This window comes from Providencia sp. PROV200 (assembly GCF_049901995.1).
Classification (GTDB): Bacteria; Pseudomonadota; Gammaproteobacteria; order Enterobacterales; family Enterobacteriaceae; genus Providencia; species Providencia rettgeri_E.
On sequence record NZ_CP096307.1, the window covers coordinates 3,598,132 to 3,610,786 of the forward strand.

At 43.9% G+C, this 12,655-nt stretch carries 11 protein-coding genes; 2 read left to right on the top strand and 9 right to left on the bottom strand.

The genetic code is table 11. The features are described from left to right. Positions 1-238 precede the first annotated feature (238 nt). From M1E86_RS16515 to M1E86_RS16550, 8 genes are all read right to left on the bottom strand, one after another. Positions 239-1,378, bottom strand: coding sequence for an acyl-CoA dehydrogenase family protein (locus tag M1E86_RS16515; RefSeq protein ID WP_125890471.1), 1,140 nt, complete (start codon positions 1,376-1,378; stop codon positions 239-241). Continuing rightward, positions 1,375-2,559, bottom strand: coding sequence for a CaiB/BaiF CoA transferase family protein (locus tag M1E86_RS16520; protein ID WP_213914277.1), 1,185 nt, complete (start codon positions 2,557-2,559; stop codon positions 1,375-1,377). Before M1E86_RS16520 ends, M1E86_RS16515 begins: the two co-directional genes overlap by 4 nt. 56 nt (positions 2,560-2,615) lie before the next feature. Continuing rightward, a complete protein-coding gene (hutU, locus tag M1E86_RS16525; RefSeq protein WP_125890473.1) occupies positions 2,616-4,283 on the bottom strand; it encodes a urocanate hydratase in 1,668 nt (555 codons plus the stop codon). 1,311 nt (positions 4,284-5,594) lie between these two features. Beyond that, a complete protein-coding gene (gene livF / locus M1E86_RS16530) occupies positions 5,595-6,296 on the bottom strand; it encodes a high-affinity branched-chain amino acid ABC transporter ATP-binding protein LivF (protein WP_102137976.1) in 702 nt (233 codons plus the stop codon). Continuing rightward, positions 6,296-7,075, bottom strand: a complete 780-nt coding sequence (livG, locus tag M1E86_RS16535; RefSeq protein WP_213914276.1) for a high-affinity branched-chain amino acid ABC transporter ATP-binding protein LivG — start codon at positions 7,073-7,075, stop codon at positions 6,296-6,298. Before livG ends, livF begins: the two co-directional genes overlap by 1 nt. Next, complete coding sequence (locus tag M1E86_RS16540) at positions 7,072-8,343, bottom strand: high-affinity branched-chain amino acid ABC transporter permease LivM (RefSeq protein ID WP_102137978.1); 1,272 nt, start codon at positions 8,341-8,343, stop codon at positions 7,072-7,074. The genes livG and M1E86_RS16540 overlap by 4 nt, the downstream gene beginning before the upstream one ends. Next, the gene (gene livH / locus M1E86_RS16545; RefSeq protein ID WP_125890475.1) at positions 8,340-9,266 is read right to left on the bottom strand and encodes a high-affinity branched-chain amino acid ABC transporter permease LivH; all 927 of its coding nucleotides are present in this window, start codon (positions 9,264-9,266) and stop codon (positions 8,340-8,342) included. The genes M1E86_RS16540 and livH overlap by 4 nt, the downstream gene beginning before the upstream one ends. A 102-nt stretch (positions 9,267-9,368) precedes the next feature. Further along, positions 9,369-10,478, bottom strand: a complete 1,110-nt coding sequence (locus M1E86_RS16550; protein WP_125890476.1) for a branched-chain amino acid ABC transporter substrate-binding protein — start codon at positions 10,476-10,478, stop codon at positions 9,369-9,371. A gap of 379 nt (positions 10,479-10,857) precedes the next feature. Between M1E86_RS16550 and panM the strand changes: the two genes are divergently transcribed. Continuing rightward, positions 10,858-11,271, top strand: coding sequence for an aspartate 1-decarboxylase autocleavage activator PanM (panM, locus tag M1E86_RS16555; protein ID WP_125890477.1), 414 nt, complete (start codon positions 10,858-10,860; stop codon positions 11,269-11,271). Continuing rightward, positions 11,258-11,644 carry a VOC family protein gene (locus tag M1E86_RS16560; RefSeq protein ID WP_426099159.1) on the top strand — a complete coding sequence of 129 codons (387 nt, stop codon included), beginning with the start codon at positions 11,258-11,260 and terminating at the stop codon, positions 11,642-11,644. The genes panM and M1E86_RS16560 overlap by 14 nt, the downstream gene beginning before the upstream one ends. 110 nt (positions 11,645-11,754) lie before the next feature. On the opposite strand, the gene rpoH is transcribed toward M1E86_RS16560, so the two are convergent. Beyond that, positions 11,755-12,633 carry an RNA polymerase sigma factor RpoH gene (gene rpoH / locus M1E86_RS16565; protein ID WP_125890479.1) on the bottom strand — a complete coding sequence of 293 codons (879 nt, stop codon included), beginning with the start codon at positions 12,631-12,633 and terminating at the stop codon, positions 11,755-11,757. Positions 12,634-12,655 lie beyond the last annotated feature (22 nt).

Consider the following 12,655-nt stretch of genomic DNA (forward strand, 5'->3'; position numbering starts at 1 on the left):
GAACCAATTAATCGTAATGAAACCGTAATAACTACAGTTGTAAGGTCCAGTTATTAAGCATTACGCTGGGTGATGTTTTATCTATTATTCACCCTAAATAACTAATTGAAATACATTCTTAAACCTGATTGTTGTTGTGTTTTTAATTCCATGATCCTGTTGTCAGGTAGTGCTTCCTATGGTGCTCCATAAACCAGTAAACGCCTGTCCCGCTTACTCGCTTAATATGTAAAATAAGTTAGTGGGCGTCTAAAACAGCACGTGAAATAATAATTTTCTGTATTTCAGACGTTCCTTCAAAAATTCGTAAAATTCGTGCGTCACGCACATAACGCTCAAGGGGAAGGTCACGAATATAACCGTAGCCTCCGTGAAGCTGTAATGCGGCATCCGTAACAAACCCCGCGCACTCCGCAGCAAATAATTTCGCCGTAGCGGATTGCAAACTAAAACGTTCCCCTGAATCACGTAATTCGGCAGCTTGCCATGTCAACATACGAGCAGCTTCCAATTGCGTATGCATATCCGCAATACGCCATTGGGTTCCTTGGTAAGCCGCTAATGGTTTTTTACCAATTTGGCGTTCTTTTACCCAACCTAAAGCACTCTCCATCGCGGCTCGAGCGATACCGAGTGAAGTTGCTGCAACTTCGACGCGCCCCTTATCTAAAACCTCCATAGCGGTATGGAACCCTTTATTTTCCTCTCCCAGTAATGCAGATTCAGGTAGCCAACAATTCAGTGCTAATTCATAAATCGTGCTACCCCGTAACCCCATAGTTTTTTCAGGTTGAGAAAATGCCACACCTTCAGTCCCTTTAGGGATCACAAATGCGCTGATCCCGCGAGCCCCTGCTTCTACATCCGTTTTCGCATATAACACGATGAAATCAGCTTCTTTGGCGTTAGTAATATAGTGTTTATTACCCCGAATACGCCAGCCACCATTTTCACGTGTTGCCACGGTGCGCATATCTGCAGGGTTAGAGCCAGCTGCTGGCTCAGTTAAGCCAAATGCACCTAATAATTCCCCAGCTGCGGCCTTGGGTAACCAATGCTGTTTTTGCGCTTCTGTACCACCAATTAAAATTGAATCTGTCGCCAAAAAATGTGCTGTTAGCGCCGATGACGTCGAAGCACAAGCCGCTGCAACCGCTTCCACGACCTTACTCATCGCGACACTGCCAATACCAAAGCCACCATATTGTTCAGGTAAATTAATTCCCCAACACCCCATTTCCCCTAATGCTTGTAAACTTTCAGCGCAAAAGGTTTCGGTTTCATCGTATCTTTGTGCATTCGGCTGTAAAATGTCATGACAGACTTTTTCTATCGCATCCACAACCGCTTGTTCTGTTTCATTAATTTTAAAACTCATTGCATCGTCTCCGCATTTTTAATTGTTGTTTTCGCTGGCTTATAAACTGCATTTGCCTCACCTAATTTCGGGGCCCGACGAGTCGAGTGAGGTTTATTTCCATTAAAAAAAACTGGTTGCGAAACCAATGGTGTTCCTCCGTCATTCAGGTGTGTGAGCACTTGCCTCACTTGGGCATGCTCACTTTGTGTGGCTTGCTGTAAATTATGGATCGGTGAGGCAGGCACACCCGCGTTTAATAATATGTCGCATACCTCTTCAACGGTTTTTTGGCACGTCCAACTTTCGATTTCTTTTCGAAGCTCAGCTTGGTGCTGTGTTCGACCCGGGTCATTAAGGTAGCGTGGATCGTGGCATAACTGCGGTTTTTCCATACATTCGCAAAAACGTTGAAATAGCTTTTCACTGGCAATCGCGATCACCACTAAACCATCTTTTGCCTGATAAGTATCAAAAGGTGTAGAGACTGGATGGCGGTTACCCACTAAGCTCGGGGCCTTGTCATGAGCAAATAGGTTTGAAAGCCCTGTTAATTGCATGCTGAGTAAGACATCCACCATCGCCACATCAATATACTGTGCCGCTTCACCATGACGCTCTCGCGCAAATAACGCACTGCTTATCGCCCAAGATGCAAACATCCCAGCACACACATCCCCAATTGACTCACCACTGCGTGTCGGCCCTGTTTCTGGAAAACCCGTGACACTCATTAGTCCCGACATCGCTTGTGCCACGATGTCATAAGCGGGATAACTGGCTAATGGGCTATTTTGTCCAAAACCAGAAATACTGGCGTAGATTAACTGGGGGTTGTGCTGCTTTAAGCTATCGAAATCGATGCCAAGCCGTTGAGTCACACCAGGGCGAAAGTTTTCAACCACCACATCACTATCTTTGACTAGTTGGAACAAAATAGCCCGGTCTTCATCTGCTTTGAGATCCAATTCAATACTGCGTTTACCTCGGTTAATCAAACCGTAATAAACACTTTCGCCATCAATGAATGGTCCTAAATGGCGGCTGTCATCACCGTGGTTGGGCACTTCGATTTTGATCACTTCAGCACCGAGATCGGCCATCATACCGGTGCAATACGGGCCGGCTAACACACGGCTTAAATCGATCACTTTGATCCCCGCCAGTGGCCCTTGTCTTTTCTGAGTTAACGCAGCATTCATACTGAATTCCTTCTATTCCAGAAAGATGCCAGCTCAACGTCAGCTGGCACACGACATTACTTCACCATAGGCAAATTAAGCCCTTGCTCTTTCGCACAGTTAATGGCGATGTCATAACCTGCATCCGCATGGCGCATAACGCCTGTTGCTGGGTCATTATGTAAAACGCGAGCTAAACGTTTATCAGCTGCATCCGTACCATCACACACAATGACGACCCCTGAGTGCTGTGAGAAGCCCATTCCAACACCACCGCCGTGGTGTAAACTAACCCACGTTGCACCACCTGCGGTATTTAACAATGCGTTCAATAACGGCCAGTCTGATACCGCATCAGAGCCATCTTTCATAGATTCCGTTTCGCGGTGTGGGCTAGCAACAGAGCCTGAATCTAAGTGGTCACGGCCGATCACAATTGGGCCTTTTAACTCGCCACTTTTCACCATTTCGTTGAAAGCACGACCCAATCTTTCTCTGTCTTTTAAGCCTACCCAACAAATTCGTGCAGGAAGCCCTTGGAATGCGATACGCTCACGAGCCATATCGAGCCAATTATGTAAGTGTTTGTCATCGGGTAATAATTCTTTTACTTTTTGGTCTGTTTTATAGATATCTTCTGGGTCGCCAGATAACGCAACCCAACGGAATGGGCCAATACCTTCACAAAACAGTGGTCGGATATAAGCAGGAACAAAGCCAGGGAAATCAAAGGCATTACTAATGCCTTCATCTTTTGCCATTTGGCGAATATTGTTGCCGTAATCAAAGGCTGCTGAGCCGCGTTTTTGCATCGTTAACATGGCATCAACTTGGACTGCCATACTTTTTTTCGCGGCTGTCGTCACTTCAGCTGGCGCTGTTTGTTGTTTTTCACGCCATTGGGTGAGAGTCCAACCCTGTGGTAAGTAACCGTGTACTGGGTCATGGGCACTCGTTTGGTCAGTGACTGAATCTGGGGTGATATTGCGTTTTACCAGTTCACTGTATACATCCGCCGCATTACCCAATAACCCAACAGAAACTGGCTGGCCATTGGCTTTGGCTTCTTCAATGTATTGCAATGCTTCATCAAGAGACGTGGCTTTTTTGTCCACATAACGCGTTCTTAGGCGAAAATCAATACGGCTCTCATCACATTCCACCGCTATCATGCTAAAACCCGCCATCGTTGCAGCTAATGGCTGTGCGCCCCCCATTCCACCGAGACCCCCCGTTAAGATCCAACGTCCCGCTGCGTTGCCATTAAAGTGCTGCTTCGCCAGCGAAACAAAGGTTTCATAGGTGCCTTGTACGATCCCTTGAGAACCTATGTAGATCCAAGAACCAGCCGTCATTTGGCCATACATCATTAAGCCTTTACGATCTAGCTCATTGAAGTGGTCCCAATTCGCCCAGTGAGGAACAATATTTGAGTTTGCAATCAATACACGCGGCGCATCTGGATGGGTAGGGAACACACCGACAGGTTTACCTGACTGCACTAGCAAAGTTTGGTCATCTTCCAACGTTGTTAGTACCTCTAAAATTTTGTCATAGCATTCCCAATCACGTGCCGCACGGCCGATGCCGCCATAGACCACTAAGCTTTGAGGGTGCTCAGCAACATCTGGGTCTAAGTTATTTTGCAGCATGCGGTATACCGCTTCTGTCAGCCAGCTTTTACAGGTTTTCTCACTGCCACGCGGTGCGCGGATCACTCGAGTTGAGTCAGTACGATTTAACATGGTTGTATCCCCTATCATCCATTTCTAATTAACGTTAAATTAACAATTTTATTTATAATAATCTGCGAGATACCTAGTTAGTGGCTTTGCACATGTATTTTCAAACCTATTAATTGATTAAAAATCAAATAATTAATCTTATGTTAACTCACTCGAGACTATTTATTCATTGACGATGTTTATCTATGACTCAAATATATATACATTTACTTCACAAAGTATATACATTTAAATTTGAATTTTTGCAGGAAGAGTGAAGATTGGAATACCTAGGGAGTTATACAACAACAAGTAGATCTCTGTTTATAGAGAAAAAGTTGTATATACATTTAATTTTTTACATAGAAACAAGCAAATAGCGAAATTGCGAGTCGCCTCACAGAACGTAGCAACGATGTATAGCGAGAAGACCCATGCCGTACCGCTCAAAATGGTATACGCCAGAAACAAAAATGGGCTACCTGCATCAACAGATAACCCAAGTGGATTATAACCATGACGAAAATTTAATTTTCTAAATCATTCGCGTTGTGGCTAGGCGGCAAAATGAGGATAGCTCGGGGAGCATACACAAGTATGTGACCCGAGTAGCTGAATGAAGCCAACAACGCCACAGCACATAATATAACCATGACGAAAATTTAATTTTCTAAATCATTCGCGTTGTGGCTAGGCGGCAAAATGAGGATATCTCGGGCAGCATACACAAGTATGTGACCCGAGTAGCTGAATGAAGCCAACAACGCCACAGCACATAATATAACCATGACGAAAATGTAATTTTCTAAATCATTCGCGTTGTGGCTAGGCGGCAAAATGAGGATATCTCGGGGAGCATACACAAGTATGTGACCCGAGTAGCCGAATGAAGCCAACAACGCCACAGCACATAATATAACCATGACGAAAATTTAATTTTCTAAATCATTCGCGTTGTGGCTAGGCGGCAAAATGAGGATATCTCGGGCAGCATACACAAGTATGTGACCCGAGTAGCTGAATGAAGCCAACAACGCCACAGCACATAATATAACCATGACGAAAATTTAATTTTCTAAATCATTCGCGTTGTGGCTAGGCGGCAAAATGAGGATATCTCGGGCAGCATACACAAGTATGTGACCCGAGTAGCTGAATGAAGCCAACAACACCACAGCACATAATATAACCATGACGAAAATGTAATTTTCTAAATCATTCGCGTTGTGGCTAGGCGGCAAAATGAGGATATCTCGGGGAGCATACACAAGTATGTGACCCGAGTAGCCGAATGAAGCCAACAACGCCACAGCACGAAGGATGACGAAAATTTTAGCCGCCGAGATACGCGCTTCTTACTGCTTCATTGGCTAAAAGCGCCTTTCCACTATCTTCCAACACAATATGCCCATTTTCCAACACATAACCACGGTCTGCGAGTTTCAGCGCTTGGTTGGCGTTTTGTTCGACAAGAAAAATTGTCATGCCTTCCTCGCGTAGCTGTTGGATCGTATCGAAAATTTGCATAATGATAATGGGGGCAAGGCCTAGGGACGGCTCATCAAGCAACAGCAGCTCTGGCTGGCTCATTAAAGCACGGCCTATCGCTAGCATTTGTTGCTCTCCACCTGACATCGTTCCTGAACGTTGGCTTCGGCGTTCATAAAGCCTTGGAAACAGCTTATAAACCCGCTCAATACGTTCTTGGTACTGTTGGCGATTTGCAAAAAAGCCCCCCATTGCGAGGTTCTCTTCCACGGTCATACGAGAAAAGACACGCCGCCCTTCTGGCACTATTGCAATGTCTTCACGCATAATTTTCGAAGTGGGCAATTGAGTGATATCCACCCCTCGGTAGATGACTTGACCTTCCGATGCACGCGGGTCTCCACAAAGGGTACTGAGCAACGTTGTTTTCCCTGCACCATTTGCTCCGATTAAGGTCACAATCTCACCTTTTTGGATATTCAAGCTAATTTCATGTAACGCTTGTATTTTTCCATAATGGGTAGACACTTTTTTAAATTCAAGCATCAGTAAGCTTCCCCCAAATAGGCTTTTATCACATCAGGATGTTGACGAATTTCACTTGGCGTCCCATTGGCCAATGGCGTTCCTTGATTCACCACATAAATGCGATCTGAAATTCCCATGACTAATTTCATATCATGTTCAATTAATAAAATGGAAACATTATGATGAGCACGTAGTTCGGCAATTAAATCATCCAAATCATTGGTTTCTTTAGGGTTAAGCCCCGCAGCAGGTTCATCTAGCATTAAAATTTCAGGGCGAGTTACCATACAGCGAGCAATTTCTAACCGGCGCTGCTGCCCATAAGCTAAATTTCCAGCTTGTCGGTTTGCAAATGGTAGTAAATCTATGCGCTCTAACCATTTTACTGCATTATCAAGCGCTTCTGATTCTGCACGACGAAATGCAGGCGTTTTCAATAACCCAGAAAAAATGCCACTTTTTAAATGTTGATGCTGTGCAACAAGGAGATTTTCAATCACCGTCATTTCTTTGAATAACCGCACATGTTGGAACGTTCTTATCACTCCAAGACGAGCAATCGCCTGCCCAGTCAGCCCTTCAAGGTGCTTTTCACGATATAAAATAGTGCCGCTGGTCGGTTTATAAAAACCCGTTAAACAGTTAAAAATGGTGGTTTTCCCCGCCCCATTCGGGCCAATCAGTGAGACAATTTCCCCTTGGTTAATGGTTAACTCAACATTATTGACAGCAAGTAACCCACCAAAACGCATCGTTAAACCATTCACCTGGAGCAAAGGCGTTGTGTTATGGCTCATACGCCCTCCCCTTCAGGGACTTTTTTCACCTGCATTTGACGACGTTTCATTGGTAATAAGCCTTGGGGCCGCCAGATCATCATCAATACCATTAATGCCCCTAATAGCAGCATGCTGTATTGGTTAAGGTCACGCATCATTTCCCTTGATACGACTAAGATAATCGCAGCTAAAATAACGGAAGTTTGTGAGCCCATTCCTCCTAAAACGACGATGGCTAACACAAATGCCGATTCCACAAAAGTAAAAGACTCTGGGCTAATAAACCCTTGCCGTGCAGCAAATAATGTACCTGCAAACCCAGCAAAGGCTGCGCTGATAGTAAATGCCGTTAATTTTATTCGAGTTGGGCTTAGCCCTAATGAACGACAAGCAATTTCATCTTCACGTAGTGCTTCCCACGCACGGCCTAATGGCATACGCAGTAATCGATTTATCACAAACAAAGTTAAAACTACTAATAGCAAAGCGACAAAATACAGGAAAATAATTCGGTCGCCAGGACTGTAATCTAAGCCGAAAAAGTTATGGAAGGTATCCCAACCATCTTTTGCTGTACGGCTAAATTCCAAACCAAAAAAAGTCGGTTTTGGTAATTGGCTGATCCCATTTGGCCCGCCAGTGATTTCGGTATTATTCAGTAATAAAATACGAACAATTTCCCCAAACCCAAGTGTCACTATTGCGAGATAGTCCCCACGTAGCCTTAGAACAGGGAACCCCAATAAAAAGCCCGCTAATGCAGCGGTTAATCCTGCAATCGGTAAACTTTCCCAGAACCCAAAACCATAGTAATGATTTAATAAACCAAAGGTATAAGCCCCTATCGCATAGAAGCCTGCGTAGCCTAAAACCAGTAAGCCAGATAACCCAACCACCACGTTTAAGCCTAGCCCTAACATCACGTAAATTAGCGTTAAGGTCGCGATATCCACACTTCCACGAGAAACAATAAACGGCCAAATAATTGCAGCAATAATAATTATAACCGCAAGGATTTTTTGCTTCGTTGTCGAACCATCAAAATCAGGAATAGCCCACGCTTTCTTAGGAACGCCTTGCCACACTTTTCTTAAGGTTGGACGAACCAATTGGTACACAAAGATCACAACAATACCTGCAATGATCCAGTTCCAACGCACTGAGTCTCCAACGGTCACAACCAGCTTCGTGCCATCCAGCGCGAGCTGCAGCCCCATCATAAACAATGCCAATACAAAAAAAGTCACTGAAGCTACAATGGCATTAATCCAATTTTCTTTTCTCATACTTTTTCGACCTCCGGGCGTCCCAGAATGCCGGTTGGCATGATCAATAACACACCAATCAATAAACCAAATGACACTACATCTTTATATTCCGTGCTTAAATATGCAGAAGTCATTGCTTCCGCAACGCCTAAGATCAACCCACCTAGCATCGCACCGGGAATACTTCCAATCCCCCCTAATACCGCCGCGGTAAATGCTTTCATTCCTGCCATAAAACCAATGTATGGGTTAATCACGCCATAAAATTGCCCTAATAGCACCCCCGCGACAGCAGCCATGGCTGCACCAATCACAAAGGTCAATGAAATAACGCGGTCAGTATTAATGCCCAATAAGCTGGCCATTTTAAGATCTTCTGCGCATGCTCGACAGGCTCTTCCCATTTTTGAATAGCGAATAAATAGCGTCAAAGCTAACATCGCAAGCACGGTAACCACCCAGATGGTCAATTGCATCTTAGTCACCGTGGCTTCAAAACCATCGCTTTCACCCAGAACCCATTGCCCGGTGATCAAGCTGGGTAGGGCTAAATCACGCGAACCTTGTGACAGGCTGACATAGTTTTGTAGGAAAATAGACATCCCGATCGCAGAGATCAGTGCAATCAAACGTTTAGAATGGCGAACTGGACGATAAGCAACCCGTTCAATACTCCAACCATAGGTGCTAGAGACCACAATCGCGGCAATAAAGGCCGCTGCAACAAGGATCCAGCCGATATCGATCCCGAGCATCATCAAGCCTGCGATCACAATAAAAGAGACATAGCTGCCTATCATGTACACTTCGCCATGGGCAAAGTTAATCATCCCAATGATGCCATATACCATCGTATATCCGATGGCTATCAGTGCATAGGTACTGCCAAGGGTTAAACCATTCAGAAGCTGCTGAATAAAATAGAGAATTTGATCTGACATAAGACTATCCTTTCTAACTACCTGTCCTATATAGAGAGCAGAAGCCGGAAGCAATTAACTCACTTCCGGTTCTTATTCACTATGCTGGAACACTGCTGAGTACTATTTTACAGAGGTGGAAGTCCCATCTTTGTGCCACTCAAATACACCGAACTCAAACCCTTTCAGGTCACCGTTTGGCTGCCAGCTTAATGTCCCCATAACCGTTTCGACTGGATTTGCTTTCAGGTCTTTCACCAAATCTTCAGGCTCGATGCTGCCAGTACGCTCCATTGCCGTCGTTAAACCTTGGATCGCAGCATAAGTAGTCCAAACAAATGGTCCTGTTGGGTCTTCTTTTTTCGCTTTAATGGCATCTACGATAGGTTGGTTCGTTGCGACTTGGTCATAACGTTTTGGTAAAGTTACCAACATGCCCTCAGAGGCATCACCTGCAATATTCGATAATGAAGAGTTACCGACGCCTTCAGGCCCCATAAAGCGAATATTCAAGCCAGCTTGCTTCGCTTGGCGTAAAATTTGCCCCATTTCTGGGTAGTAACCGCCGAAATAAACAAAATCGACATTCTCTTTTTTCAGTTTAGCGACTAATGCAGAGAAATCTTTATCCCCTGCAGTTACCCCTTCAAACATCACCTCTTTGACGCCCGCTTTATTTAAGCTTTCGCGTACCGAACGTGCTAGGCCTTCGCCGTACTGTTGTTTATCATGAACAACAGCAATACGAGATGGCTTAATATCTTCCATAATATATTTCGCCGCAGTTGGACCTTGGTCTGAGTCTAAACCTGTTGTACGCAGAACCATTTGGTAGCCACGGGTGGTTAAATCTGCATTAGTGGCCGCTGGGGTGATCATAATGACACCTTCATCTTCATAAATATCGGATGCAGGCTGTGTTGAAGAGGAACATAAATGCCCAATGACATGGCGAATACCATCATTAATGACCTTGTTTGCGACCGCAACCGCTTGTTTTGGGTCGCAAGCATCATCATACTCAACAGCAACTAATGTATTTCCATTAATGCCACCTTTAGCATTAATATCCGCAATCGCTTGTCGTGCGCCTGTAAATTCCATATCACCATATTGCGCTACAGGTCCTGACATTGCGCCAACAACCGCTATTTTAATTTCCTTTGCCCATCCTGCAGAACTGAATGCCATCGCAATGCAGCCCGCTAATAATGCTTTATTCATATTCTTCATTTTATCGTCCCCGTCTTCATGGTTCTGAGTGTTTGTGTTTGATTTGTAGTAGATTATTATGGTTGACAGGTACAATGCCTGATATTTCAAAATACAGCGAATAAGGCTATATATTTCATAACATTAAACAAGATAATTATGCTAAATAGCAAATGGATATGGCAGGTTTTTACATTAGATGCAGAATAAAAAACTGATGTGTTAAAGTGGTTTTTTTGTAAATACTAGTGTTATATTCGGGTTAAATTTAAATTAATCCGAGTGAAATTCGGAAAATTCAGTATCACCAAATTTTTCTCTCTAAAATCAAAAAATCGGTTGTAGATCACTCTGGCAGGATGAGTGACTGCAACTCTTACAGGGAAACAGACAAAATATCATGAGACTCACGATTATCCCTTTGGTCAATCCTACTGAGCAACAATCTCTGGACTTACATAAAATCTGGCCTGACCAGAGCCAAGCATTACTAGCAAAACAGCTTGCAACTGGGCAACAGATCTATGCTGCCCGCTTTAATGACCGCCTTCTTGGCGCCGCAAAAATTACCGTAGAACATAATACAGCCACTATGCAGGATTTTTATATTCGAGAAATCACTCGTCGACGAGGTGTCGGTTCATATTTATTAGCAGAAATTTGCCAAGCAATCCCGAATATTACACTATGGAAATTCGACACTAACGGAGTTGCACCGCAAGAAAAAAACGTGATGCGGCTATTTTTGACTGCTCATGGCTTCAATGCCACCACACTGCCTGATATCTGGGAGAAACAGCATGAAACTAAATAGAATTCATCATGTTGCAATAATTGCATCCAATTTTGAAGTCAGTAAGGATTTTTATTGCCGTATTTTGGGATTAAATTTGCTTGAAGAACACTACCGTCCAGCAAATGATTCGTGGAAAGCGGACTTAGCCATTGGTGAGCATTACCAAATTGAGTTATTCAGTTTTGTTAATCCACCAGCGAGACTAAGTTACCCCGAAGCCACAGGGCTACGTCATTTAGCCTTCAGTGTCGATGATTTAGATAAATGGGTCGCTTATTTAACTGAACAAGATGTGGCTTGTGAAGCAATACGGGTTGACCCCTACACGCAAAAGCGTTTTACATTTTTCACAGACCCAGATGGCTTACCGCTAGAGTTATACAGTGATTAATTGAACAATTAAAAATTGTAAAAGTAGAAATGATTATCTGCATTTATCCACCTCTTAACAGGCAATAAATGCAGATAATTTTAGTGAACAACGAATTGGCAAGTAATAAATCACATTTCGCTGTCTTCGTCTTCTTCCATCGCCAAACGTAACTTCTTCATGGCGTTCTTTTCAAGCTGACGAACGCGTTCTGCTGAAACACCATATTTATCAGCAAGTTCTTGCAACGTGGTTTTGTTGTCATCGTCTAGCCAGCGAGCTCGGATGATATCCTGACTGCGCTCATCTAAAGAGTCTAACGCCTCTGCTAGGCGGTCAGTCGCATGACTTTCCCAATTATCATCTTCAATTGAGCCAGCAAAATCTGATGCTTTGTCTTGTAAGTATAAGACTGGGGCCACTGGGCCACCAAAATCACTGCTGTCATCGTCGTCTGACATATCAAATGCCATATCTTGTGCAGCCATACGTGATTCCATTTCACGTACATCTTTAGGACTTACACCTAACTCTTGGGCAACCATATCGACCTCGTCTTGGTTAAACCAACCAAGACGTTTTTTATTCTTTCTTAAATTAAAGAACAGTTTACGCTGCGATTTTGTTGTTGCAACTTTGACAATTCGCCAGTTACGTAAAACATATTCATGAATTTCAGCTTTGATCCAGTGAACCGCAAAGGAAACAAGGCGAACACCAACCTCAGGATTGAAACGACGCACAGCTTTCATCAGGCCAATATTACCTTCCTGAATTAAATCAGCTTGCGGCAAACCATACCCTGCATAACTACGAGCAACATGAATAACAAAGCGCAAGTGCGATAAGATCAGTTGCTTTGCAGCATCCAGATCACCATGGTAATGCAGCCGTTCAGCAAGTTCCTTTTCTTCCTCAGCGGTAAGCATCGGGTAAGCATTAGCAGCCCGAACATAGGCTTCAATACTTCCTTGTGGAACAAGAGCTAATGATTGCATGTCTTTGGTCATTCAGATCCTCAATAAAATAATA